At 33.5% G+C, this 25,946-nt stretch carries 26 protein-coding genes and 1 tRNA gene; 14 read left to right on the forward strand and 13 right to left on the reverse strand.

What is annotated here, in order from left to right; genetic code table 11:
* The first annotated feature begins 62 nt into the window (after window positions 1-62).
* The 9 genes from ACFSX9_RS14690 (at window position 63) to ACFSX9_RS14730 (ending at window position 8,612) form a co-directional block, all read left to right on the forward strand.
* Entirely contained in the window at window positions 63-767 is a 705-nt protein-coding gene (locus ACFSX9_RS14690; protein WP_379809020.1) for a hypothetical protein, read from the forward strand.
* A 96-nt stretch (window positions 768-863) separates the two neighbouring features.
* Window positions 864-2,210, forward strand: coding sequence for a UDP-N-acetylmuramate--L-alanine ligase (murC, locus tag ACFSX9_RS14695; protein WP_379809022.1), 1,347 nt, complete (start codon window positions 864-866; stop codon window positions 2,208-2,210).
* Window positions 2,197-2,919: a cell division protein FtsQ/DivIB gene (locus ACFSX9_RS14700; RefSeq protein WP_379809024.1), complete on the forward strand. Its 723-nt coding sequence runs from the start codon at window positions 2,197-2,199 to the stop codon at window positions 2,917-2,919. Before murC ends, ACFSX9_RS14700 begins: the two co-directional genes overlap by 14 nt.
* A 9-nt stretch (window positions 2,920-2,928) precedes the next feature.
* Window positions 2,929-4,296 carry a cell division protein FtsA gene (gene ftsA / locus ACFSX9_RS14705; RefSeq protein WP_379809026.1) on the forward strand — a complete coding sequence of 456 codons (1,368 nt, stop codon included), beginning with the start codon at window positions 2,929-2,931 and terminating at the stop codon, window positions 4,294-4,296.
* Window positions 4,297-4,307: 11 nt separating this feature from the next.
* Window positions 4,308-6,290: a cell division protein FtsZ gene (gene ftsZ / locus ACFSX9_RS14710; RefSeq protein ID WP_379809028.1), complete on the forward strand. Its 1,983-nt coding sequence runs from the start codon at window positions 4,308-4,310 to the stop codon at window positions 6,288-6,290.
* A gap of 228 nt (window positions 6,291-6,518) precedes the next feature.
* Window positions 6,519-6,968, forward strand: coding sequence for a GatB/YqeY domain-containing protein (locus ACFSX9_RS14715; protein ID WP_379809030.1), 450 nt, complete (start codon window positions 6,519-6,521; stop codon window positions 6,966-6,968).
* A 52-nt stretch (window positions 6,969-7,020) separates the two neighbouring features.
* Window positions 7,021-7,094, forward strand: a tRNA-Arg gene (locus ACFSX9_RS14720).
* A 154-nt stretch (window positions 7,095-7,248) separates the two neighbouring features.
* A complete protein-coding gene (locus ACFSX9_RS14725) occupies window positions 7,249-8,130 on the forward strand; it encodes a zinc-dependent peptidase (RefSeq protein ID WP_379809032.1) in 882 nt (293 codons plus the stop codon).
* Window positions 8,131-8,195: 65 nt separating this feature from the next.
* Complete coding sequence (locus tag ACFSX9_RS14730; RefSeq protein WP_379809034.1) at window positions 8,196-8,612, forward strand: CBS domain-containing protein; 417 nt, start codon at window positions 8,196-8,198, stop codon at window positions 8,610-8,612.
* A 188-nt stretch (window positions 8,613-8,800) separates the two neighbouring features.
* On the opposite strand, the gene rpe is transcribed toward ACFSX9_RS14730, so the two are convergent.
* From rpe to ACFSX9_RS14750, 4 genes are all read right to left on the reverse strand, one after another.
* On the reverse strand, window positions 8,801-9,463 hold the full coding sequence (gene rpe, locus ACFSX9_RS14735; protein WP_379809036.1) for a ribulose-phosphate 3-epimerase: 663 nt from the start codon (window positions 9,461-9,463) through the stop codon (window positions 8,801-8,803).
* A gap of 137 nt (window positions 9,464-9,600) precedes the next feature.
* Window positions 9,601-10,215: a hypothetical protein gene (locus tag ACFSX9_RS14740; protein ID WP_379809038.1), complete on the reverse strand. Its 615-nt coding sequence runs from the start codon at window positions 10,213-10,215 to the stop codon at window positions 9,601-9,603.
* A gap of 574 nt (window positions 10,216-10,789) precedes the next feature.
* Window positions 10,790-11,653 (reverse strand): sigma-70 family RNA polymerase sigma factor, encoded by an 864-nt coding sequence (locus tag ACFSX9_RS14745; protein WP_153201458.1) that lies wholly within the window; start codon window positions 11,651-11,653, stop codon window positions 10,790-10,792.
* Window positions 11,654-11,731: 78 nt separating this feature from the next.
* Window positions 11,732-12,682, reverse strand: a complete 951-nt coding sequence (locus ACFSX9_RS14750; protein WP_379809040.1) for a helix-turn-helix domain-containing protein — start codon at window positions 12,680-12,682, stop codon at window positions 11,732-11,734.
* Window positions 12,683-12,776: 94 nt separating this feature from the next.
* On the opposite strand from ACFSX9_RS14750, the gene ACFSX9_RS14755 reads away from it, so the two are divergent.
* Both ACFSX9_RS14755 and ACFSX9_RS14760 read left to right on the forward strand, forming a co-directional pair.
* Complete coding sequence (locus ACFSX9_RS14755; protein ID WP_379809042.1) at window positions 12,777-13,382, forward strand: hypothetical protein; 606 nt, start codon at window positions 12,777-12,779, stop codon at window positions 13,380-13,382.
* Complete coding sequence (locus ACFSX9_RS14760) at window positions 13,375-13,989, forward strand: hypothetical protein (RefSeq protein WP_379809044.1); 615 nt, start codon at window positions 13,375-13,377, stop codon at window positions 13,987-13,989. Before ACFSX9_RS14755 ends, ACFSX9_RS14760 begins: the two co-directional genes overlap by 8 nt.
* 75 nt (window positions 13,990-14,064) lie before the next feature.
* Here ACFSX9_RS14760 and ACFSX9_RS14765 read toward each other — a convergent pair whose 3' ends face one another.
* From ACFSX9_RS14765 to xrtF, 7 genes are read right to left on the reverse strand one after another with little or no spacing between them, the layout of a single operon-like run.
* Entirely contained in the window at window positions 14,065-14,409 is a 345-nt protein-coding gene (locus tag ACFSX9_RS14765) for a heavy-metal-associated domain-containing protein (RefSeq protein WP_379809046.1), read from the reverse strand.
* A 12-nt stretch (window positions 14,410-14,421) separates the two neighbouring features.
* Window positions 14,422-16,716: a TonB-dependent receptor gene (locus ACFSX9_RS14770; protein ID WP_379809048.1), complete on the reverse strand. Its 2,295-nt coding sequence runs from the start codon at window positions 16,714-16,716 to the stop codon at window positions 14,422-14,424.
* A gap of 55 nt (window positions 16,717-16,771) precedes the next feature.
* Window positions 16,772-17,179 (reverse strand): HYC_CC_PP family protein, encoded by a 408-nt coding sequence (locus ACFSX9_RS14775; protein WP_379809050.1) that lies wholly within the window; start codon window positions 17,177-17,179, stop codon window positions 16,772-16,774.
* Between the two features lie 45 nt (window positions 17,180-17,224).
* Window positions 17,225-18,580 (reverse strand): MBL fold metallo-hydrolase RNA specificity domain-containing protein, encoded by a 1,356-nt coding sequence (locus tag ACFSX9_RS14780; RefSeq protein WP_379809052.1) that lies wholly within the window; start codon window positions 18,578-18,580, stop codon window positions 17,225-17,227.
* Window positions 18,577-19,413, reverse strand: a complete 837-nt coding sequence (locus tag ACFSX9_RS14785; RefSeq protein WP_379809054.1) for a PDDEXK family nuclease — start codon at window positions 19,411-19,413, stop codon at window positions 18,577-18,579. The genes ACFSX9_RS14780 and ACFSX9_RS14785 overlap by 4 nt, the downstream gene beginning before the upstream one ends.
* 33 nt (window positions 19,414-19,446) lie before the next feature.
* The gene (locus tag ACFSX9_RS14790; RefSeq protein WP_379809056.1) at window positions 19,447-19,890 is read right to left on the reverse strand and encodes an exosortase F system-associated membrane protein; all 444 of its coding nucleotides are present in this window, start codon (window positions 19,888-19,890) and stop codon (window positions 19,447-19,449) included.
* Window positions 19,871-20,422, reverse strand: coding sequence for an exosortase family protein XrtF (xrtF, locus tag ACFSX9_RS14795; RefSeq protein ID WP_379809058.1), 552 nt, complete (start codon window positions 20,420-20,422; stop codon window positions 19,871-19,873). The genes ACFSX9_RS14790 and xrtF overlap by 20 nt, the downstream gene beginning before the upstream one ends.
* 73 nt (window positions 20,423-20,495) lie before the next feature.
* Here xrtF and ACFSX9_RS14800 point away from each other — a divergent pair, with 73 nt between their 5' ends.
* From ACFSX9_RS14800 to ACFSX9_RS14810, 3 genes are all read left to right on the forward strand, one after another.
* Complete coding sequence (locus ACFSX9_RS14800) at window positions 20,496-20,951, forward strand: GAF domain-containing protein (RefSeq protein WP_379809060.1); 456 nt, start codon at window positions 20,496-20,498, stop codon at window positions 20,949-20,951.
* A 116-nt stretch (window positions 20,952-21,067) separates the two neighbouring features.
* Window positions 21,068-21,337, forward strand: coding sequence for a 30S ribosomal protein S15 (rpsO, locus tag ACFSX9_RS14805; protein WP_322549810.1), 270 nt, complete (start codon window positions 21,068-21,070; stop codon window positions 21,335-21,337).
* Window positions 21,338-21,508: 171 nt separating this feature from the next.
* Window positions 21,509-23,668, forward strand: a complete 2,160-nt coding sequence (locus ACFSX9_RS14810) for a polyribonucleotide nucleotidyltransferase (RefSeq protein ID WP_379809062.1) — start codon at window positions 21,509-21,511, stop codon at window positions 23,666-23,668.
* A 190-nt stretch (window positions 23,669-23,858) separates the two neighbouring features.
* On the opposite strand, the gene groL is transcribed toward ACFSX9_RS14810, so the two are convergent.
* Both groL and ACFSX9_RS14820 read right to left on the reverse strand, forming a co-directional pair.
* Window positions 23,859-25,484, reverse strand: coding sequence for a chaperonin GroEL (gene groL / locus ACFSX9_RS14815; protein ID WP_379809064.1), 1,626 nt, complete (start codon window positions 25,482-25,484; stop codon window positions 23,859-23,861).
* 74 nt (window positions 25,485-25,558) lie between these two features.
* Complete coding sequence (locus ACFSX9_RS14820; RefSeq protein WP_379809066.1) at window positions 25,559-25,834, reverse strand: co-chaperone GroES; 276 nt, start codon at window positions 25,832-25,834, stop codon at window positions 25,559-25,561.
* Window positions 25,835-25,946: the final 112 nt, after the last annotated feature.

The raw sequence follows: 25,946 nt of genomic DNA on the forward strand, positions 1-25,946 counted from the left end.
TTTACGACAAGTTAAAAATAATAATTTAAAATAGGACTTAAAGTCTTTTTGATATAAAAAATATGAAACAATTCTGGAGCTTTATAATCATAGTTTTACTTGCGTCGTGCAATAGTGCAACAGAAAATAAAACTGTTGAAAGTTCTCTAGAAGAAAGTAAGATTATAGAAGAGAAGCCTAAATTACACGTTGATACATTAAGTTTTGTTGCTTATAATGATGACGGCGATTATTTTTTATTATATGCAAAAAAAAATAAGGAAGATTTTAGTTTTATAAATGATAAGAACGATGATAGAAGCTTTTTAAAAGGTGATGTTATTGAAGTCATTTGGAAAAATGACACTATTTATATCGCAGGAGATGGAGAAACGCCAGAACTGGCAGAATGGGTTGTTTCCACGAGAAAAATTAAGGATGGTACCGTGTCTGCCTTCAGAAAACATTATAAAAAGGAATTAAAATATAATTGGTCGAAGGAATTTGAGTATTCGCAAGGCTATTTAGATCAGTTGTATTTGGTTGTTGAATATTATATTGCAAATTCACAAAATCAGCTAATAAAAGAGGCTGTAGAAAGTAAAGAGCAAATAGAGTATTCAATTGAAGAGCAAATCAGGAACAATAAAGAGTATACAGTTATTGGCATTGCAACTGTTTCTGAGCATAAAGTTAGTACTATCCAGTGGCTATATTACCAGCACGGAGATGCTCTTGAACTTTATGAGTATGATTTGCCAAATGATGAGCTTATTAAATTTGAATAAAATTCAATTTAAGTAAAAAACACAATGCAAGATTAGTAATAAGAGAACAAAACGAACAACTTGGCGCCTTGTCGTCTTTGTGGCAAAAAAATATATATGAACTTAAATCAAATACATAACGTTTATTTCATCGGAATCGGAGGCATCGGAATGAGTGCTCTTGCTCGCTATTTTCAAAACATTGGAAAGAAAGTAGTTGGGTACGACAAAACACCGACGCAATTAACGGATGAATTAAAGAAAATTGGTTTAGAAATTCATTTTGAAGATAATGTTGATTTAATTCCGGAAGATTTTAAGATGGAAAATACGTTGGTAATTGTAACGCCAGCAGTTCCTGTTTCGCATTCAGAATGGAATTATTTTAAAGCTAATGGCTTCACAATTAAAAAACGTGCAGAAGTTTTAGGGATAATTACTAAAGACACGTATTGCTTCGCAGTAGCGGGAACGCATGGAAAAACAACAACATCGAGTATTTTAGGTCACGTTTTGTATGAAAGTAGCATAGATGTAACTGCTTTTTTAGGTGGAATTGTTGAGAATTATAATTCTAATTTAATTGGCTCAGGAAAAACCGTTACCGTGGTAGAAGCTGATGAATTTGATCGCTCGTTTTTACACTTGCATCCAAATGTTTCTTGTGTAACATCTATGGATGCAGATCATTTAGATATTTATGGCGATGCAGCTAGCATTGAAGAATCGTTTAGAGAATTTGCTGCTAAAACGCCTGATGAAAATCTGTATGTAATTAAAGGATTAGAATTAAAAGGAAATACGATCGGAATTAATGATGATTCTGATTTTTCCGCACAAAATATTTGCATCGAAAACGGGTTTTACGTATTTGATGTAAAAACACCGACTCAGGTAGTAAAAAACGTAAAATTCGCATTGCCAGGTCATCATAATCTAACGAATGCACTTTTGGCTTTTGCTATGGCTAAATCTTATGGTGTTTCAAACGAAAAGATATGTAATGCTTTAGCAAGTTTTAAAGGAGTTCGACGTCGTTTTTCTTTCCAAATTAGAGAAGAAAAATTAGTTTATATTGATGATTATGCACATCATCCCACCGAAATCAACGCAGTGCACCAAGCCGTGCGGGAGTTGTATCCAGGTAAGAAAGTAATTGCTGTTTTTCAGCCGCATTTGTTCAGTAGAACCAGAGATTTTATTGATGGTTTTGCTGAAAGTTTAGCCAAATTTGACGAGATCTTATTGTTGGAAATTTATCCAGCAAGAGAATTGCCGATGGAAGGTGTCAATTCGACGTGGTTGTTGAATAAAATTGACAACGCAAATAAAAAATTAGTAAGTAAAGAAGAATTGTTTACTGTGTTTGAAAATTCTGACGCAGAGGTGTTTATAACTATTGGTGCTGGAGATATTGGTGAGCTGGTAAAAGATATTAAAAAAGCGCTTCATGAAAAAGTTTAATTGGCATACTATTCGCTTGATACTAGTAGCTTTTGCTATGGTTTTCCTCTATTCGTTTTCTTCAAAAAGAAACAGTGAGCGCAAAATCAGCACTATAGATATTAGATTTGAGTCTGATGAGAACATGTTTTTAACACATGAAATGGTTAATAACTTGTTGATACAAAATTTAGGAGGCAGTGCAAAAGTCCAAAAAGATAAAGTAGATTTGAATACTTTAGAAACTGTTCTCGATGATCACGAGATGATTGAAAAAGCCCAGGTTTTTTCAACAATAGATGGTTCACTAAATACGCGTATTACTCAAAAGACCCCAATCGTTAGAGTTATTACAGGGAACGAAATTTATTACCTTGATTCTAAAGGAGATAAGATGTCGTTGTCTGATAATTTTTCGGCACGAGTTCCACTAGTTACTGGTGCAATAAGTGTTCGGAAAAGCAAACCGTATTTGTTTTTATTTAACGAAATCAAAAATGATGATTTCTTAAGTAAAAATATTACTGGCGCTAGCATTACGGCTTCTGGCAATGTGGTTTTGACCAACAGAAGTTATAATTATAAAATAGTATTTGGGAAACCAATAAATGTAGAAAAAAAACTTAAGAATTATAAAGCTTTTTTTCATCATGCTATTAAAGATACATTGATTGAGAGTTATAAAGAGGTAAACTTGATGTTTACACAACAAGTAGTTTGTAAGAAATAGAGTAAGGTTATGAACAAAGACAACATTGCAGTAGGATTAGACATTGGTACAACTAAGATTGTAGCAATGATAGGAAAGAAGAATGAATACGGTAAGCTGGAAATTCTAGGAATAGGAAAGTCCAAAAGCTTAGGTGTTCATCGAGGAGTTGTGAATAACATTACACAAACTATTCAGTCAATACAACAGGCTGTAGCAGAAGCAGAAAATAACTCAGGTTATAAAATTAATGATGTTGTTGTTGGTATTGCCGGTCAACACATACGCAGTGTGCAACACAGCGATTACATTAGTCGTCCAAAACCGGAAGATGTAATTGGTGATGCAGATATTGATGCCTTAATTGGCCAAGTTCATACATTAGCGATGTTGCCAGGTGAAGAAATTATTCACGTATTGCCGCAAGAATTTAAAATTGACGGTCAGTCTGAAATTAAGGAACCAGTTGGAATGTATGGCGGCAGATTAGAATCTAGTTTTCACGTTGTCGTGGGACAAGCTGCTTCTATTCGCAATTTAGGAAGATGCATCAAAAGTGCAGGTTTAGAGTTAGCGGATTTAACATTAGAGCCATTGGCATCTGCAGACGCCGTATTAAGTCAGGAAGAAAAAGAAGCAGGTGTTGCTTTAATTGATATAGGTGGTGGAACAACAGATTTAGCCATTTTTAAAGACGGAATCATTCGTCATACTGCTGTAATTCCTTTCGGAGGAAATGTAATTACAGAAGATATTAAAGAAGGTTGTTCTATTATTGAGAAACAAGCTGAATTATTAAAAACACGATTTGGATCCGCTTGGCCAGGAGAAAATAAAGACAATGAAATTGTTTCTATTCCAGGGTTAAGAGGTAGAGAGCCAAAAGAAATTTCGCTTAAAAACTTGTCGAAGATCATTCACGCTAGAGTAGTGGAGATTGTAGAGCAAGTTTATGCAGAAATTAAAATATATGGACATGAAGATCCAAAGAAAAAACTAATTGCAGGTATTGTTTTAACCGGAGGTGGCGCACAATTGAACCACATCAAGCAACTGGTAGAATATATAACAGGGATGGATACTAGAATTGGGTATCCAAACGAACATTTAGCAGGAGATTCAGAAACAGAATTGTCTAGCCCATTATATGCTACGGCGGTTGGTTTAGTGATTAAAAGCCTAAATAACAATTCAAGAAGCAGTGCTACTCCTTTCCTTGAATTGAAAAAGCAAGAAGAAGCAGTGATCCAGGCACCAGTAATAGTTCAAGAAACTGTTATAGTTGAGGAACAAAAACCTCAGGTTGCCAAACCAGAAACAACAACAGATAAAATCAAACGTTCGTTTTTGGATAAATACATTGATAAGATTAAAGAATTTTTAGATAACGCAGAATAAAAGGAGATACTATGTCAGAATTTGGAAACATTTCATTCGATTTACCTAAAAACCAATCTAACGTAATTAAAGTAATTGGCGTTGGAGGTGGAGGTAGTAATGCCATAAACCACATGTTTAAACAAGGCATCAAAGGCGTTGACTTTGTAGTTTGTAATACTGATTCTCAGGCATTACAAAGCAGTCCGGTGCCAAATAAAATTCAGTTGGGTTTACACCTTACAGAAGGTTTAGGAGCTGGTGCAAATCCTGAGGTGGGGCAACAATCCGCTATAGAAAGTATTGCCGAAATCGAGAAAATGCTTGACGGTAATACTAAAATGATTTTCATCACTGCTGGTATGGGTGGTGGAACAGGAACTGGTGCAGCACCTGTTATTGCACAATTAGCAAGAGAACGTGATATTTTAACCGTTGGTATTGTTACGATTCCTTTTCAGTTTGAAGGAAAAGTTCGCTCTGAGCAAGCGTTAGCCGGAGTAGAACGTCTTAGAAAACAAGTCGATTCTTTAGTGGTTATCAACAATAATAAATTACGTGAAGTTTACGGAAACTTAGGTTTCAAAGCAGGTTTCTCAAAAGCAGATGAAGTTTTAGCAACTGCATCAAGAGGAATTGCCGAAGTAATTACACACCATTATACACAAAATATTGACCTTAAAGATGCTAAAACCGTGTTGTCAAACAGCGGAACAGCAATTATGGGTTCATCAACAGCATCAGGACCAGACAGAGCTAAGCAAGCAATTATGAATGCTTTGGATTCTCCGTTGTTGAATGATAATAAAATTACAGGAGCTAAAAATGTATTGTTGTTAATTGTTTCTGGAGCAGATGATGCAAATGAAATTACAATTGACGAAATTGGAGAAATCAACGACTACATTCAGTCAGAAGCTGGTCATAATGCAAATATCATTATGGGCGTTGGTGAAGAAGAAGCTTTAGGAGAAGCTATTTCGGTAACGGTTATTGCTACAGGTTTTAATGTAGAACAACAAGCTGAAATCGTAAATACAGAACCTAAAAAGATTATTCATACGTTAGGCGATGAGCAAAAAGTTGTTCATGAACTTATGAATAAAACAACTTCAAATATGATCGGTAATAATCCTCTTTTTGAAATGCCAAAAAAAGAAGAAGTAAAAGCTGATATCATTAACCCAATTAGTGACGAAATAGAAAAAAAAGTAGTCTTCACATTGGAGGAAGAAGTGGAAGCTCCGAAATTTGAAATATACTCACCAGTTGCGCCAGCAATGGACTTAGTGCCAACATCTGAATTTATTAAAAACATGGATGTAACTTTTGAAGTTGTTTCATCTAATGTTGCCTCGTCATTTGAAATCATTACACCTCAAATTAGAGAAATTGAAGTAAAACAACCTGAGTTTGTTGTAGCTAAAGACGATTTTAATTTTTCATATGATTTGTTTGAAACAAAGCCGGTTGCAGAAAAGAAAGCGCCACAGACTATTGTTTTTGAACTGTGTGAAGAAACACGTGAAATGGAAGTAATAGAGCCAATCAACGTAATTCCTGTAACTGAAGTAAACGAAAGCGGTGTAATTAGATATTCTTTAGAAGATTATTTCGATAAGGAAACTGAACCAGTAGCTGCAAAACCAGTCGCTAAAATTCAAGAACCTGTTGATGAAGAGCTAAACTTTACCATGAAAAAGTCAGAGGAAAAGTTAGAAAGCAACACAAAATTTGAAACGATTTCGCCTTTAGATATGTCAATTGAAGAATCATTGAAATTCAGAGCCGAAGAACGCAAAAGAAAAATGAAGGATTTCAATCACAAATTTAACAATATCAATGCGCATATTGACGAAATTGAGAGAGAACCAGCTTATAAAAGAATGGGTATTGATGTAACAACTACACCAAATACAAATAGCAATCAATCTAGAATGTCATTAGGAGTTGATAGTAACGATGATATACAACTTCGTTCAAACAATTCGTTCCTACATGATAACGTAGATTAAATCTATAATAAACTTACCTACCTTATTAAACCCGAAGAGCGATTTTCGGGTTTTTTTATTACCTTTGCATAACTTGTTTCTTGGACCTATTTCCAGCTATCCGCTATATCTTTTTCAATTGCCTTGGTTTTCAACCAAAACAATCAAAAAAGGATACCGCTCCTATCTGGGGTAAGCCTTCAAAGACGCAACAATTACCAATTTACATTTCACATTAAAACATACAATATGAGTTTAGAAGCAAATATTATGGACCACATGAAAACAGCCATGAAAGCTAAGAACACTGTGGCATTAGAAGCATTAAGAGCTATAAAGGCTGCTATTATCATGGCAAAAACGGAAGCAGGAGCAGCAGAAGGTTTAACAGCAGATCAAGAAATCAAAATGTTACAACGTTTGGTTAAAATGAGAAAAGATAGTGCTGAAATTTTCACTACTCAAAACCGTCCTGATTTAGCAGAACCAGAATTAGCACAAATTGCAGTAATTGAAGAATTCCTTCCAGCACAATTATCAGAAGACGATGTAGAAGCAATTATTGCTAAAATCATTGCAGAAACTGGCGCAAGCGGCATCGCTTCAATGGGAAAAGTAATGGGATTAGCTTCCGCTCAAATTGGTGGACAAGCAGAAGGAAAAGTAATTTCTGGAATCGTTAAAAAGTTATTAGTATAATGTTATATTTACGGTCTTACTAATTCCCCTTCGGGGGTTAGGAGGCTTTAATGGCTTCGTAGTTCAACTGGATAGAATATCAGATTTCGGCTCTGATGGTTACAGGTTCGAACCCTGTCGAGGTCACAAAGTTGTCTAAAATTAGAATGTTTGTAATTCTGAACTTGTTTCAGAATCTAAAAATCAAAAAGATACTTATAGGTCATTTGATTTTTTAGTAAACTCTAATTTTAGGCAACTTTTTTATTTTATACTACTTAATTTAGCGTTATTTGTAAACATGATAAGTAACTTAATTGCATTGACCAAAGCCGTAGAAAACGAAATGGTTTTAGCAGATTATTTTTTAATGTTTTTCTTGCTTGCGCCATTCGTTGTTATCACGTTATTCTTTGCGTTCTATGTAATTGAAATAATCTACCTCCGCAACTTTAAAAAGCCACTATTTGTATTTGCGAATGTGATTTTTCGTAAATTGAACGACGAACAAAAAGCGGTATTAGTTGCTAATTTTCATTTTTACAACGAATTAAAACCAAAGTATAAACGCTATTTCGAACATCGGGTTTATAAATTTATATTCAATTACGAATTTGTAGGTAGTGATTTTACAGTTACAGAAGAAATGAAAATTACAATTGGCGGCACTTATACTATGTTGACCTTTGGAATGCGTCATTATTTAAATCCAATGTTCAAAAAAATTCTGCTCTTTCCAGATATTTATTATTCAGAACAAACCCAAAATTACCATAAGGGAGAATTTAATCCCCGTCTTGAAGCGATTATTTTCTCTTGGAAACATTTTGAAGAAGGAATTGAAGTAGCAAACGACAACCTTAACTTAGGACTGCACGAATTTACACACGCTTTTCATATTCACTCTTTAAAAAGCGAAGAAACTTCAGCGGTTTTGTTTAACGAATCACTGCAAAATTTATTCCGAGTTGTTTCCCATCCGCAAATGAAAGAAAAATTAGTAGCATCCGGATTCCTTCGGGATTATGCTTATGAAAATCAGTTTGAATTTGTGGCAGTATTATTGGAATACTTTTTTGAATCACCGCAAGAGTTTAAAACGCAATTTCCATCCATATTTCTAAAAGTGAAACAGATGATTAACTACAATGAAAATTATTATAAGAAAAAAATAATAGATTAGCTGATAAGTATCATAGTTTGATTCGCTTATAATGCGTATTTTTATACCTTTAAATACCATCTATTATGAAACAGAATGTTCCCGTGTCAACTATAATGACAAAAAATGTAGTAAAGTTAAATCTATCAGACGATTTAACTAAAGCAGAAGATTTGTTTAAAAAACATCAAATCCGTCACATTCCTGTAGTTTATAGTAATAACATTGTTGGAATGTTGAGTTACAGCGATTTGCTTAGAATTTCATTTGTAGATTCTATTGACGACGAGGAAGTGATTGATGCTACAGTTTATAATATGTTTACTTTGGAACAAGTAATGGTAAAGAAACTTGTAATGATAACGCCAGAAACTACAATAAAAGACGCTGCTGAGATATTAGCTTCTAAAGAATTTCATGCATTACCTGTTTGTGAAGGAGATTTATTAGTAGGAATTATAACTACTACTGATTTGATAAAATACTTAATTGATCAATATTAATAAGTTGCAATGACCTAAACGGTTTTGAAGAGCTATTGATCTTATTGTATAATAAGCAACAAAAAAGGGATAGATTCTAAAATCTGTCCCTTTTTATATATTATATCTTTTCATTCTGAACTTGTTACATATTCTGCAGCAATGAGAAGCTTAACTAATCCCGAAGTTTCAGGAAAGCTTGACAATATTTATCGTGTAAGTACTTTCAAATCGGCAATAGTTGACACAGGGTTTTCTGCACTAAAAACGTAACTTCCTGCTACTAATACATCAGCACCGGCATCTACTAAAGCTTTTGCGTTGATATTCGTAACACCGCCATCAATTTCGATTAACGTGTTTGCATTTTTCTTTACAATCAATGCTTTTAGTTTGCGTATTTTGTCATAAGTATTTTCTATAAAAGACTGTCCTCCAAAACCTGGATTAACACTCATAATACAAACCATGTCAATATCCTGAATGACATCTTCTAGTAAATCTACAGAAGTGTGTGGATTCAATGCAACACCAGCTTTCATTCCTTCCGCTTTAATAGCTTGAAGTGTTCGGTGTAAATGAGTACAAGCTTCGTAATGAACAGTCAATACATCAGCGCCTAACTTCTTGAAGGTCGAAATATAACGATCTGGATCAACAATCATTAAATGCACGTCAATTGTTTTTTTTGCATGTCTGTTAATAGCATCTAAAACCGGCATTCCAAACGAAATATTAGGAACAAAAACCCCATCCATAATATCAATGTGAAACCAATCGGCTTCACTGTTGTTAATCATTTCAATGTCGCGTTGCAAATTAGCAAAGTCAGCTGCCAAAACAGAAGGAGCAATAAGTGTGTTTTTACTCATTTTTAATTGTTTTTTTTCAGAATTCGTAAGGTACGATTTCATTTTGTTGTGTTGTTGTTTGTGCAAAGATACTATAAAAACAAAAAAGCTCCTTTGTTATTACACAAAAAAGCTTTTAAAGAATCTTCAAGAAATGATTAATCTAATTTAGATAAGTCAAGTTTCTTCATGTATGATTTTAATTCATCTAAATCCATATTGTTTCCTTCAAGAGTAACACTAAACCTTTCTTTATATAAAAAAGTTATGGTTGAACGTATTTGGTTTGGATTTGTATTATTTTCTGTTAAACATTTTATTCCATTAAAAGTTTCAGTCTTTTTGGTAGTTGTATTCTGAATAGATTCCATTTCCATAGCTAATGATAAATAGGTCATATTTATCATTGCGGTTCCATATTCACCAGCGCCGTCAAAGATTGATAAATTAAGACTTTTATTTGAATTTTCTTCTTTGTATTTTGCTTCGCCAGAGCTCAATCCTAGTGCTGAAGTCGCACCAATTGAAAGATCTGTTCTAGTTAAATCATCTAATCGATCCGCAAATACTTCTTTATAAATATCGTTAGAAATAGGTTCTAATTTTTTTAGTTCTTCAATTCTTTTTTCAAAACCTTTTATAGCATCACCGGCTTTAGTGATATTTTGAATTTCGTCCATAGTATCCATTAATCCCGGTTCTTCACTTGTTACTTCATCTTTTTTGCAAGAAATAACAGCTAACACACAAAGTAGTGATATAAATTTTTTCATCTTTTTTAGTTTTATTTTAAGGTAAAAGTATGATAAGTTAATTTATATCACACTATTTTTTAGATATAATTCGAAATTACAAGACATGTATTGTTTTTAATTATATAAACAAACCAATGTGTTACCAAGTGCTCAAATTCTCTCTTCGGAAGTTTGCGGGTTAAAAACTTAAACTTTACAACCCAATATTAGTACGTTGTCAAAGTCTCTCTTCGGAAGTTAGCAGGTTGAAAACGTAAACTTCACAACCCAATATTACCACTTTCTCAAATTCTCTCTTCGGAAGTTTGAGGGTTAAAAACTTAAACGTTGCAAGCCAATATTGCCACGTTCTCGAATTCCCCCTTCGGGGGTTAGGGGGGCTTTTCCTTAAAAAGTAAAACCTCGGAAACCCGAGCTTTTGCGAACAGACCGATGTTTTACTTCCTTAAAAAGTAAAACCTCGGAAACCCGAGCTTTTGCGAACAGACCGATGTTTTACTTCCTTAAAAAGTAAAACCTCGGTAATCAGCCGAGGTTTCAATCATCAATCAAAAAACGAACAGTTTAAACTGTTGTTATTGTCTATTAGGTATTATCCTAAATATGTTTTTAATATTTTACTTCTAGAAGTGTGTTTCAAACGTCTAATTGCTTTTTCTTTAATTTGACGAACACGTTCCCGTGTTAGATCAAATGTTTCTCCAATTTCTTCTAATGTCATTGGATGTTGATCTCCTAAACCAAAGTATAAACGAACTACATCAGCCTCTCTTGGAGTTAATGTTTCTAAAGCTCTTTCAATTTCAGTTTGTAATGACTCATGAATTAATTCTCTGTCTGGATTTGGAGATTCACCTGAACGTAAAACGTCATATAGGTTAGAATCTTCTCCTTCAACTAAAGGAGCATCCATTGATAAATGACGACCAGAGTTTTTCATAGACTCTTTTACATCATTAACCGTCATGTCTAATTCTTTTGCAATTTCTTCAGCAGAAGGAGGGCGTTCATTAGATTGCTCTAACAAAGCATACATTTTGTTGATTTTATTGATAGAACCAATTTTGTTTAATGGTAAACGAACGATACGAGATTGTTCTGCTAAAGCTTGAAGAATCGATTGACGAATCCACCAAACAGCATAAGAAATGAATTTAAATCCACGTGTTTCATCAAAACGTTGGGCCGCTTTAATTAATCCTAGATTTCCTTCATTAATTAAATCAGGTAGTGTAAGTCCTTGATTTTGATATTGTTTTGCTACCGAAACAACGAAACGTAAATTAGCTTTTGTCAATTTCTCCAAAGCTCTTTGGTCTCCGGCTTTGATTTTTTGTGCTAATTCTACTTCTTCGTCAGCAGTAATAAGGTCAACTTTTCCAATTTCTTGTAGGTATTTGTCTAAGGAAGCAGTTTCACGATTTGTAACCTGCTTGGTAATTTTAAGTTGTCTCATTTATTTTCTCCTTACATTTAAAGTTCTAGTAGTTATACGCAAGAAGTTACCATAAAGTTACAAACATTCTCAAAATAATTATTCAATGACGTAATTTTCGATTTTATTTCGGTAGAATTCGATCTTTTGATAGATGCGATTAAAGAATATTTTCCGATCTTTCTTTCCGGATTTATTTAAAGATTTTGAGTTTAGTAATTGATTTTCAATGTATTCTCGTTGTTCTTCACAGGCTTTTATGTCTCGAGTTGCATAGTATCCTAATGCATCATAAGGTAAAAAGAATATCGATTTTGGCTTTGAGGTAAATAACACAGAATTATTCAAAATCAGCAACTCATTATAATACATTTGGAATTCAGGCGAGTCAATTTCGCATTTTTGTTCCATGTTTTCAATAATTAAGTTCAAGTCTTCTAAAATGTGCAGAGCATTTTTGTAGTGTAACAAGCCCGATTCAAAGAAGTAAAACAGCTGTTGCAAAGAACTATTAATCGTGGTGTCATTCCATATTTCGATTCTTTTGGTACTATTGAAGAAGTGCTTTAAATCTGTATGGTCAATAAAGACCGATTCTTCAAAAATAAAAGATTCAAAATTAATCGTTTGTTGTTTTGTTAATAGATTGTACCAAACGTAAAATTTGAATTTCGAATAAAGCGATCCTGCAGCAGCATAATTCATAGGAATATCCTTGGCAGCATAATAAACAGTCGTTTCTTCGGGCTTTAATTCAGATAATAATCCTTTGGTTGTTTCAAAGTACGATTTGAAATCTTTTAAAGTTTCAATTTTTTTGGTTTTTTCAATAATCAAGTTCTCTTTATTTCCAAATAAGCGATCCAGTGAAATGGCATAATGCTGACACAATTTAACGGTTTCGTCTATCGAAAATTTACTTTTTAAGGAAATCCGACGATGAGCAGCATCGTAACTAATATCCAACACTTTTGCGATTTCTTCGTTCAACGAAATGTTTTTAGGAATAAGATTTCTTAGCTTATTTAATAGTATTTCTTGTGGATTCATTTTGCGATTTTCACAAATATATAAAAATAATTACCCAATAGTCGCATTTTTATTTGTGAAAAACGGAATAGTTTTGACTTCATAATTCAATCCTATGAGAAAAATAAGTAGCGAGTCTTTAGATTCTTTTCGAGAAGAAGATTTAAAGAAATATTCAAAAATGTTGAATCTGTATTTTAAGAGAAAATCACGCTTCATATTTGTCTTTTTTCTGGCTTCATGTAGTGTTCAAAATCATGTTAGTAAAGAAGATTATCGTAAGGTTCCTAAAAACTTAACTGTTGATTTTTATTATAAACTAGATACGGTTTACTATAACCCTAATACTGATTTTTTCGCAAGAAGTTTTGTTAAGGATTTTACGGAGATCTCCCACATTGATTATAATGTTCCCATGCAATTACAAATAAAGAATGATCTTCTTTTTTTAAAATTTTCGGATAAAAATAAAAAGCAGTACGTACTTCAATTTTATGGTAAGAGATACAAGAAAAAGTTTGTGTTTTATACCAATTATAAGACGATTACTTTTCCTTTTCTTTTTATGACCAAAGAAGTGACTAAATATTCCATTTATTTACCAACCGACAACGATATCGCTTTTCATAACCAGAGCGTACATGAAGGGATGTTATTACTGTTTGGAGGTAGTAGCAGTTCCGGATTTAACTATCAATATAAAATTTTAAAAGATGAATAAATTATTTTTTATAGTCTTTATCTGCGGTTCTGTAGCTGCACAAGACACAATCATTTTTCCAAAGATTGATGTTTTTAAACGAAATATCATTGAGATAAGTTATGGGATTCCATTAGGCGAATTATCAGATAAATATGAGAGTTCCATTAATACTGCATTTTATGTGAGAACTAAAATTGGAAAGAAGCAGTATATCGATTTTGGAGCCGAGCTTAGCGGAATTGTGAAAGGAAAACCAATTGAATACGAAATAGAAGGAGAAAAGCAGTTATTAGACGGCAGTAAATCGGCTTTCTTATTAGGTTTTAGATATACAAGATTTTTATACCAATCTAAGAATGAAAATTTCCATATCGAATCAAATACGGGAATTGGTTGGAAATATTTGCATTATAGCCTACCGGAAGATGAGCTTTTCGAGGGTGTTGATTTAAAGCCAACATTACATACAATTGCCGCTACCCAAGGTATGAAAGTCATGTTTCATGGTTTTGGTGTTCATTGCAGTTATCAGTATTCGCCTTATACTTTATTTAATTCTAGAACTGAAAATAATTTTGGTGGCGCATCATTTAATTTTGGCTTATCTGGAAGCTGGAATTTTTGATCTTACTAAATTCGAATTAAATTTTAAAACACAAAAAACCCCGATTAGAAAATGCTCTAATCGGGGTTTTGCTTATTATTCTAAACGCTTATAATTGCAACAATCATGCAATTCTTCGTATTTTTTGTCATCTGCTTTTACAAGCGTTGTGTCGTGCCCAGCATTTGCAATGGCTTTTGAAACATCTTCAACTGAACATTTATTTTCATCGATAATTACGTGAACATCTAGGCAATCTACATGCCATTCTGCACTTTTAACTCCTTTTACAGAGTAAGCAGCTTTCTCAATTCTTTTTTCACACATGCCACAGTTTCCTGCTACTTTTATAACTATTTCTTTGTTTTTGCTTTTCTTCTCTTGTGCAAGCATTGTAAAAGAAAATAAACTTGCTAATACTACTAAAATTAATTTTTTCATGATTTCTTTTTTTTATTGATCGTGTTCTTCGCCTTCTATATGGTCGTGCCCTTCATGAGCATCTTTTTTATTTTTTATTTTAAATCGCAGTCCAACATAATACATCGAACCAAATGTTGGGCCATAAATCATACTACTATCAAAATAAGTACCAAAAGGGTTTTCATTTTGAATTATTCCATTAGTTTGTTTGAAATTCCCAATATTTTCGCCACCAACATACATTTCCAATGCACTCGAAAATGTTCTGGTAACTTGCATATTCATCACCGCAAATGAAGGCGCATATTCCTGCATACGATAAGCTGTAGGATTTGAAGCAGTATTTGGTAAACGTTGTTCTCCTAGCCAATTGTAAGACAAATCAAATTTCCATTGCTGTCCTTTGTCTTTAATATGGGTTTCATAACCAACATTAGCAAAAAATCTATGCTTCGCTTGTAAAGCTCTTTGCAATTGACCCGTTTGAAACTGCGATTGAACGTCGTAATATTTGTACGAAGTTTTAAAATTCAAGTGACGAATCAGTTCAATATTAAATTCTGCCTGAAACGAATTAGCAAAACTTTTTCCATCTAAATTATAAAATAAAACTTGTTGAGCATTCGCATCAATATCTACAATAGCCTGATTTTGGAAATCTGTTCGGTAATAATCCAGTATTAATTCCGAATCTTTTCCAGCAATTTTGAATTTTTGAATGAAACTTAAACCATAATTCCAGGCAGTTTCAGGATTCAGACCGTATAATTTCCCATCGGTATTTAAAATTGAAAACTGTCTAGATGAAGCAAGTAATTGTTGATTCTCGGCAAAAATATTTGCTGCACGTTTTCCTCTTCCCGCCGAAGCTCTAATTACTCCTTCTTTCCAAGGATTGTAACGAATGTGAAGTCTTGGTGTGATAAAAGTTCCCAAGCGATTGTGATTATCCACACGAGCACCAGCAATAAAACTCAAATTATCAGAATTGTCGTAAGTGTATTCGAAAAATGCACCAACTGAATTATCAATTCTTGAAAAATCAAGATTAAAATTCACTGCTACAAATTCGTTATAATCATCATAAGTGAAGTTAATTCCAGTTGTAAATTTGTTTTTCGTATTGTTGATAATAGAATTAAAAAGTAAATTCGAATACAAACTTTTTTGATGAATATTATATTGGTTTAACCCAAAGTAAGAATTTTGTTTGTGCGATTGAAACGAGTTTTGAATTCCAAAACTTTGGTAAGGCATATCTGGAAAAACATAACCTGTTTTGTTCGAAATTTCAATCTTTTCGGTATTGATTTCACTTCCCCAATAATTGGTAGTTAATTTATCAGTATCCGGATTAAAATTTACTTGACCCGCTTGTTTTTCATCGTTCATATAACGAACATTCAAGAAACTCACAATGCCATTTTCGGCATCGTTATATTGCCAACGGTTTAAAATGTTAACTTGTTTTCCAATGGGTCCATCTAAAAATCCATCTTTATTCATATCGTTTTTTGCCGAACGCGTATTGCCGTGCAAAAATAGAGACGAACTTAATTTATCTGAAAATTTATTATTAAAATGCGTGTTAAGTTCAAAACGCTCGTCTTGTGAAGCATAAGCATTTAAGAAAAAAGGAATGTCGTCTAAAGGTTTTATAAGTTCGTAATTGATCTGGCCCGAAATACTTTCATAACCATTAATTACACTTCCAGCACCTTTTGTAATTTGAATACTTTCTACCCAAGTTCCAGGGACAAATGACAAACCATAAGCTTGAGAAGCACCGCGAACAGAAGGAATGTTTTCTTCAGCAATTAAAATATAAGGACTCGTTAAGCCCAACATCTTAATTTGACGGTTTCCAGTTACAGCATCCGAATAATTTACATCAATGGAAGGATTTGTGCTAAAGCTTTCTGATAGATTACAACAAGCGGCTTTTAGCAATTCTTTCTGACCCATAACCTGAATATTGGACACTTTATATAAGGATTGTTCCGTGCCTTTTTTAGTTTTAGAGACAGTAACTTCCTTTAAAGTACTAACTTCTTTTAAAATAATTGTAATGTAATTAGAGGTTGCTTCTACTTTTTGGGTTTCAAACCCCATATAACTAATTACTAAAAAAGAGGTTTCGTCAGATTTTTTTAAAGTAAACTGACCATTTTCATCTGTTGTAGTTCCAAGAGATGTATTTTGCCAAAAGATGTTGGCACCTAGTAAAGTTTCATTGTTTTGGTCTTTTACTATTCCTTTTATCGATTCTTGTGAAAAAGAAACGATAGAAAAGAATAACATTAAAAACGTTATTTTTTTAAACATAAGGATATTATTTATTGTTGAAATTCGGTGTTTTACAGAATAAAAAACAATAAACTTACGCGTATAAAACTAATTGACAATAGAGTTTGTAAAAAGGTGGAGCGTGCGATTCGCAATAATAAGCAACATCATTTGAAATGCTAGATTCTGAAACACTTGTAATGAAATTCGGTTTCCAAGTTGCGTTTAAAACAGCTGGTTGTAAATTTAATTGAAAAGTTTTAACCAAAACATCATCGGTTTTTTTTTCTACTTGAATGTGTTTATCAGAACAACAATCGTCATGACTAGCTTCTTGTGCACAACAAGCTGTTTCTTTTTCAATACAAGGTTCTTCGTTTTGATATTGGAAAGAAATAGCTGCAATTTCGTCTTTACAATAATGTACAGAGAAGCTAAGACTTAAATTGGCAAGCAAAATAAGTGAAGCTAAAATAGTACTTATGTGTTTTCTGAAATTCATTCCTACAAAAGTAACAAATTCAATTCGAAGTTCTGCATTATAAATCTAAATTTCAATAATCTGACCTAAATAGGGAACTTGACAATCAAAACCATAACGTTCTTTGACTTTTAAACGCAATTCATCCGCTGCTTGATTTTCGCCGTGTACTAAAAATACTTTTGTGGGTTTTGATTCTAAAGCTGCTAACCAGTTAAGTAAATCATTTTGGTCGCCGTGAGCCGATAAACTTTCAATCAATAGAATTTTAGCAGCCACGGGATAATATTTTCCGTACATTTTAATGTCTTTAGCGCCTTCTAACAATTTTCGTCCACGAGTTCCTTCGGCTTGATATCCTACTAAAGTTACAGTAGTTTCCGGTTTTTCTATTAAACGTTCTAAATACGATAAAACTCTTCCTCCTGTAATCATTCCGCTTGCTGCGATAACGACTTTAGGCTTTTTGTTATAAACCATATTCATACTGTCTTGGAAATCGGAAATCAGCGTAAATACTTTACACATTTCTTCACATTCTTCAAATGATAATTTATGCCAAGGGCGATTTTCTTTAAAAACCTCCAAAACATTAATTCCCATCGGCGTATCAATAACATAAGGAATGTCTGGAATTCGATTATCCTTTTTCAATTGCCAAATCAAATACATCATTGCTTGCACACGTTCCACGGCAAAACTCGGAATAACAACTGTTCCGCCATTGTGATAAGTATTATTAATGATAGCTTCTAACTCTATTAAAGCATCAGTTTCTGGATGAATTCTATTTCCATAAGTGCTCTCTAAAAATATATAATCTGCTTTAGTTGGTTTTTGAGGCGGAAACATTAAAACGTCATCGTCTTGACCAATATCTCCTGAGAAAACTAGGATTTTTCCATCAATATGTAATTCAATTGAACACGCTCCTAAAATATGTCCCGCATAAAAGAACTTGAAAAAAACATTTTCTTCGAGCTGAATTTCAATATCTTTTTCAACAACTCTGAACTTTGGAATTACGGCATCAACATTTTCAGTTGTATATAAAGGTGTCGCAGGAGAATGTTGTGTAGACTCTTCTTCATTGGCTCTCCTTGCATCTTCTTCCTGAATTTTCGCACTATCATATAAAATCAAACGTGAAATCTCTTTTGTAGGTCGTGTACAAAATATTTTTCCATCAAATCCGTCAGCAACTAACTTTGGCAACCAACCACAATGATCTAAATGACCGTGTGTCAATAATACAAAATCGATGGTTTGTGCTTCAATTGCTAACGGTTCACGATTTAATTCTCGCAAAGTTTTTATGCCTTGAAACATACCGCAATCAATTAAGATTCGGATATTATTGTGTTCGATGACTGTTTTTGAACCGGTTACAGTTCCTGCTGCGCCTAAAAAATGAATTTTCATAAATTGTGGTTTGTAGTGAGTTGGTTCGCTTCTTTCATGACGTTTTTAATTCTGTTGTGACTTAATTCAATTTGAGTCAAAATTTTTGGGTTTTGAACCAAATCCTTCACAGTAATGCAATCTAAAACCATTATTTTTTCTTTTTCCGATTGTGATAATGTGGTCAAACAAGTCACCGGATAAACCGCGTGCAAATCGATGATTTCTTTGATTGCATTTCCTTCGGGATAATTCCAACTTAGCATTTTTAAGCCAGAACATTCTCCAAATTGTATCGCATCAGTGCTGAATCGGTTATTAGTAACAATGATACAATTCGAAATTTTCTCATTAGGTTGAAACAGATGATATTCGAGATTTCTTAAATCATTAAAGCGCGATAAAATATACATTGGAACTTTTACATCTGTTTTTGCTCCTTGGCTGGAATGAAATTTACACTCCACCATAGAAACGATGTGGTTCGATTTTAATAAAACGTCAATTTCGTGTGAAATGCATTTTCCTTCTAGAATAATATTCGTTTTCGTCTGAAACTGTTGTTCTTTAAACATTTTAGCGATAAACTTCTCGAAGAAAAAACCGGCAGGACCAAGGCCAATTAAAGCGGAACGAAGATTGTACCGCGCGGCGTGAGCATTAGAAATACTTTTGAGTTCTTGAAATGCCATCTTGTAAATCTTTTTGGATGGAATTCCTTCGTAGAGCTCACCTTCAATTTTTTTTACGATAGCCTTCGCTACAGCATTGTCCGCGCCCGACTTCTTAAGTGAGTTGATTAATTTTTGCTCTTCGTAATGAACTAGTTCACCAGAATACTTTGTAACTTTCATAAACAATGGATTATCTTATAAAGTTACATTTAATTATCGAACCATTTGTTGGTAATAAAAAGCAGGAATAAAAAGAATTAAAAACAGCGGTTGGATTAAAAAGCGTCTTAAATAAAATAAAACCAAATAATCAGACTGTTCTGAAAGTAGCAGTACGCTGAAGAATAATAGTGCTAAAATCACAAATAACACTACGAATAATAAAGCCGTAAACTTCACTAATGCAACTTGTTTGAATACTAAGTAAATGATGCTTAATGATAACAAAGTATTTAAGATATATCGAATTAAAATGCCAAAAAACAATTGCAAACTGTCAAACGAAGGCAATGGTTTATTTTGATACTCTGATTTAAAAAAGGATAGAAATGGATCGTAGAAAAGCTGACTTTCAAAAGCACGAACAAGAACTAATCCTACAAATGATAGGAAAAGTAGTGCAATTCGTTTTTTATCTTTAAGAAGTTCGTTTAACATAGCCTGAAAATTTGGTTACCCATAAAATCCATAATAGAAACACTACGCCATAAATAAACAGCGGGAAAAATGTTCCATGTAAAATTTCTCCGTGCTGTGGATAGTAATATAGTAAAACAACTAATAATGCAATTCGGATAATGTTCAAAATATGAATTAACAAGACGCCTAAAATGATGTACAATGTCGTTTTCTTCCATTGGCTTGAAAAAGCAAAAATAAAAGCAGCATATAAAATGATTACACTGATTGCATTGCAACCTTCAATAATTCGTGCAATAAAGCGATCTTTGTAAAACAATTTCACTGATGGTTCTTTGTCGTGTGGAAGCGATGCTTTGCTTTCGGTAAAAATGCCTAATAAATTCTCAGTTTGCTTCGCCACAATTTCTGTAAAGAAATCGACCTCATTTTTTGTTACATCATATTGGTCCAAATACATTTTGTAGATGAATGTAAACACGACATAAAAAAGCAGAAACTTTGTCAGGAAAGTAAAGAAAGGTTTATATTGAAGTAAATTGTTTTTCAAATTGTGAATTTTTAACAAAAATATAGATTTTTTAATAGGATAGATTAAATACTTTTGTAAAAAAATATAAATAATGACTTTCGAAAATTTAAAACCATTAGTTGTTGCTATCGTTTCTTCTGAGAACACAACTAGAGATGAAAAGCTTTTAGCAATTTGCCAATTACTTAATGAGTCTGTCGAATATTATAATTGGGTAGGATTTTATTTTGCCAATCACGAAGCGCAAACGTTGCATTTAGGTCCTTATGTGGGTGCGGAAACGGATCATACCGTAATTCCTTTTGGAAAAGGTATCTGCGGACAAGTGGCTGTTTCAAATAATAACTTCGTAGTTCCAGATGTAAGCGCTCAAGATAATTATATTGCTTGCAGCTTCACTGTAAAGTCGGAAGTAGTTGTGCCTCTTTTCGTTGGAGGTGTAAATATTGGTCAAATTGATATTGATTCGCACGTTATTGATCCTTTTACAGAAGCGGATGAACGCTTTTTAGAATACGTAAATGAGCAAGTAGCGACCTTGTTTTAAAGTTTTATAAAAATAGTTGATAATTGATAATCGATATTCAATTAATAAATACTACTTTTGCACTCGAATTGCTACCATACAATTCATACATAAAAATCATTTAAAATAATATTAGCATGTATTTGACTAAAGAAACTAAAGCTGAAATTTTCGCTAAACACGGAGGAAAAGCTGAAAACACTGGATCTGCTGAAGGGCAAATCGCATTATTCACTCACAGAATTACTCACCTAACTGAGCATTTGAAAAAAAATCGTCATGATTATAACACAGAGCGTTCGTTAGTACTTTTAGTAGGTAAAAGAAGAAGTCTTTTAGATTACTTGAAAAAGAAAGAGATTAACAGATACCGTGAGATTATTAAAGAATTAGGAATTAGAAAATAATAAACTAAAGGGGCTTTTCGGCCCCTTTTTGTTTTTTTTATATCGACAGAAAAAGTTTGGTTTTTCATTGGGTTAGACACAACTACAACAACTAGTATGAATAAGTAATAACTTATTTTTGCGACAACAACAACACAACTAACCCTTTGTATAACCTTAGAGAAATAATTTATGATTCCACAATTATTTGTAGAAAGCATCGATTTAGGTGATGGCAGAAGCATCACAATCGAGACAGGACGTTTAGCAAAACAAGCTGACGGTTCTGTAGTAGTAAGAATTGGTAACACTGTAATCTTAGGAACAGTTGTATCATCAAGAAAAGCAAGTCCAGGTATCGACTTTTTACCATTGACGGTAGATTATCGTGAAAAATTTGCTGCAGCAGGTCGTTTCCCTGGTGGTTTCTTCAAAAGAGAAGCACGTCCAAGTGATAGCGAGGTATTAACAATGAGATTAGTTGACCGTGTTTTACGTCCGCTTTTCCCTAGTGATTACCATGCAGAAGTTCAAGTTATGATTCAATTGATGTCTCATGACGAAGATGTAATGCCAGATGCATTAGCAGGTTTAGCAGCTTCGGCAGCACTTGCTTTATCTGATATTCCTTTTGAAACGTTGATTTCTGAAGCTAGAGTAGGAAGAATTGATGGAAAATTCATCATTAATCCATCTCGCGCTCAATTAGAATTATCTGATATCGACATGATGATTGGTGCTTCTATGGATTCTATCGCAATGGTAGAAGGAGAAATGAAAGAAATTTCAGAAGCTGAAATGTTAGAGGCAATTAAATTTGCACACGAACACATTAAAAATCAAATTTCTGCTCAATTACGTTTACAAGCTGCTTTTGGTAAAAAAGAAGTTCGTACTTATGAAGGAGAAAGAGAAGATGAAGCTATTTACGCTAAAGTAAAAGCAGCATCTTACGATAAAATTTACGCTATTGCTAGCAAAGGTTCGGCTAAACACGAACGTTCGGCTGCATTTGACGCTGTAAAAGAAGAAGTAAAAGCATTATTTACTGAAGAAGAATTGGCAGAAAATGGGGATTTAGTTTCTAAATACTTCAACAAAACCAATAAAGAAGCAGTTCGTAATGTAACTTTAGATTTAGGAACTCGTTTAGACGGAAGAAAAACTACAGAAATCAGAGATATCTGGTGTGAAGTAAATTATTTACCATCTGTTCACGGTTCTGCTTTGTTTACACGTGGAGAAACTCAAGCTTTGGCAACAGCAACTTTAGGAACTTCTAGAGAAGCAAACCAAATTGATTCACCATCTCAACAAGGAGAAGAAAAATTCTATTTACACTATAATTTCCCACCATTTTCAACAGGAGAAGCTCGTCCATTAAGAGGAACTTCAAGAAGAGAAGTAGGTCACGGAAATTTAGCGCAAAGAGCATTGAAAAACATGATTCCTGCTGATTGTCCTTATACGATTCGTGTTGTTTCTGAAGTATTAGAATCTAATGGTTCTTCTTCAATGGCAACAGTTTGTGCTGGAACATTATCATTAATGGATGCTGGTATTCAATTGATTCGTCCAGTTTCTGGAATTGCGATGGGATTAATTTCAGACGGAGATCGTTTTGCTGTTTTATCTGATATTTTAGGTGATGAAGATCATTTAGGAGATATGGATTTTAAAGTAACTGGAACTTCAGAAGGAATTACTGCTTGTCAAATGGATATTAAAATCGACGGATTGAAATATGAAATCATGGAGCAAGCATTAGCTCAAGCTCGTGATGGACGTTTACATATCTTAGGTAAATTGATTGAAACTTTAGCAAAACCAAACGAAGATGTGAAAGTTCATGCTCCAAAAATTATCATGAGAACAATTCCTGGTGCATTTATTGGTGCATTAATCGGTCCTGGTGGAAAAGTAATTCAAGAATTACAAAAAGCTACGGGTTGTACTATTGTTATCAATGAAGTGGATGAGCAAGGTGTAGTTGAAATTTTAGGAACTGATCCTGCAGGAATTGCTGCTGTTTTAGCTAAAATTGATTCTATTATTTTCAAACCAGCAATGGGAGAAGCTTATGAAGTGAAAGTAATTAAAATGTTAGATTTTGGTGCAGTTGTAGAATATCTAGATGCGCCAGGAAATGAAGTTTTATTACACGTTTCAGAATTAGCTTGGGAAAGAACAGAAAACGTAACCGATGTTGTTAATATGGGTGATGTATTCATGGTGAAATATTTAGGTGTAGATCCGAAAACACGTAAAGAAAAAGTATCAAGAAAAGCGCTTTTACCAAGACCTCCAAGAGAAGATAGACCAATTGAGAAAAAGGATACGCCACAAGCATAAGACTTTTATTAATTTATATAAAGATCCCGTTTCATTTATTTGAAATGGGATTTTTTTTAGCGCATTTCGTCTCTATTTTTTACTACTATTTCTTTTCTAAATATTGACAGAAAAGAAAACCCCGATTAGAAAATTTCTAATCGGGGTTTTTATACTTCGTACTTTTAACTTCGTATTTTGTACTTTGAAATTACATCATTCCTGGCATACCACCGCCCATTGGCATAGCGCCTGCATCTTCCTTGATGTCAATTAAAGCACATTCTGTAGTCAAGATCATTCCAGCTACTGAAGCTGCATTTTCTAAAGCTACGCGAGTTACTTTCTTAGGGTCAATAATTCCAGCAGCTAACATCTGAACGTATTCTCCTGTTTTAGCATTATATCCAAAATCACCTGATCCTTCAGTTACTTTTGCAATTACCACAGAACCTTCTTCACCAGCATTTTCAACAATAGTTCTCAATGGAGATTCTACTGCTTTATTAATGATTTGAATTCCAGTTGCTTCATCTGCGTTTTCAGCTTTTAGGTTTGCTAAAGCAGCTTTTGCTCTTACTAAAGCAACACCACCACCAGCAACAATTCCTTCTTCAACTGCAGCGCGAGTTGCGTGTAAAGCATCGTCAACACGGTCTTTTTTCTCTTTCATTTCTACTTCAGAAGCAGCGCCAACATATAAAACAGCAACACCGCCAGCTAATTTAGCCAAACGTTCTTGTAATTTTTCTTTATCGTAATCAGATGTACTAGTCTCAATTTGAGATTTAATTTGGTTTACTCTTGCTTTAATCATGTCAGCTTCTCCAGCGCCATTAACAATTGTTGTATTGTCTTTGTCGATAGTGATGTTTTCAGCTGTTCCAAGCATCTCTAAAGTAGTATTTTCTAATGAGTAACCACTTTCCTCAGCTATTACAATTCCGCCAGTTAAAATCGCGATATCTTCAAGCATTGCTTTTCTTCGATCACCAAAACCTGGCGCTTTTACAGCTGCGATTTTTAAACCTCCACGTAATTTATTTACTACTAAAGTTGCTAATGCTTGTCCATCAACATCTTCAGCAATAATTAATAAAGGTCTTCCTGATTGTGCTACTGGTTCTAATACCGGTAATAATTCTTGTAAGTTTGATATTTTTTTATCGTACAATAAAACATAAGGATTGCTTAATTCAGCTACCATTTTGTCTGCATCTGTTACGAAATACGGCGATAGAAAACCTCTGTCAAATTGCATTCCTTCAACAACATCTACATAAGTATCCGTTCCTTTAGCCTCTTCAACAGTAATAACACCTTCTTTTCCAACTTTTCCAAAAGCAACAGCGATTAAATCACCTATTGTTTCGTCATTGTTAGCTGATATAGAAGCTACTTGTTTAATTTTTTCAGATGAATCACCTACAGCTTGCGCTTGTTTTGCTAATTCAGCAACAATAACTTCTACCGCTTTGTCAATTCCTCTTTTTAAGTCCATAGGATTCGCTCCAGCAGCAACGTTTTTCAAACCTTCTTTTACGATAGCTTGAGCTAAAACAGTTGCAGTTGTAGTTCCGTCTCCAGCTAAATCGTTAGTTTTTGAAGCTACTTCTTTAACCATTTGAGCACCCATGTTTTCTAAAGGATCTTGTAATTCGATTTCTTTAGCTACAGAAACACCATCTTTAGTTACTACAGGTCCACCAAATGATTTAGAAATAATTACATTTCTTCCTTTAGGTCCTAAAGTTACTTTTACTGCGTTTGCTAATGCATCCACTCCGCGTTTTAAACCATCGCGAGCTTCAATATCGAATTTTATATCTTTTGCCATTTTTTTTAATTTTTTTAGTTGTTTGAAGTTTAAAGTTTTGTACAATTTACATCATACAGTTTACCAGTTACTTTTTAAAGAATTGCGTAAATCTCATCTTCTTTCATAATCAGGTAATCCTTACCTTCATATTTGAATTCTGTTCCTGAATATTTACCATAAAGTACTATATCGTCAACTTTTACAGTCATAGTATAGTCTTTTTTACCATTACCAACGGCCACTACAGTTCCTTTTTGTGGTTTCTCTTTAGCAGTGTCGGGAATTATAATTCCTGAAGCTGTAGTTGTTTCTGCAGCCAATGGAGCAATCACTACGCGATCTGAAATAGGTTTAATGTTTAATGACATGGTTTATATATTTATTGATTATTATTTGCTATCCTTCAATGTTCAGAAACTGTGCCAATTGCCTTCTCTGTCATATTTGTTGTAATAAAAAATGCCAGCACTGACATGCTGG

Origin of the sequence: Flavobacterium ardleyense, from assembly GCF_042686085.1 — a bacterium.
GTDB lineage: Bacteria > Bacteroidota > Bacteroidia > Flavobacteriales > Flavobacteriaceae > Flavobacterium > Flavobacterium ardleyense.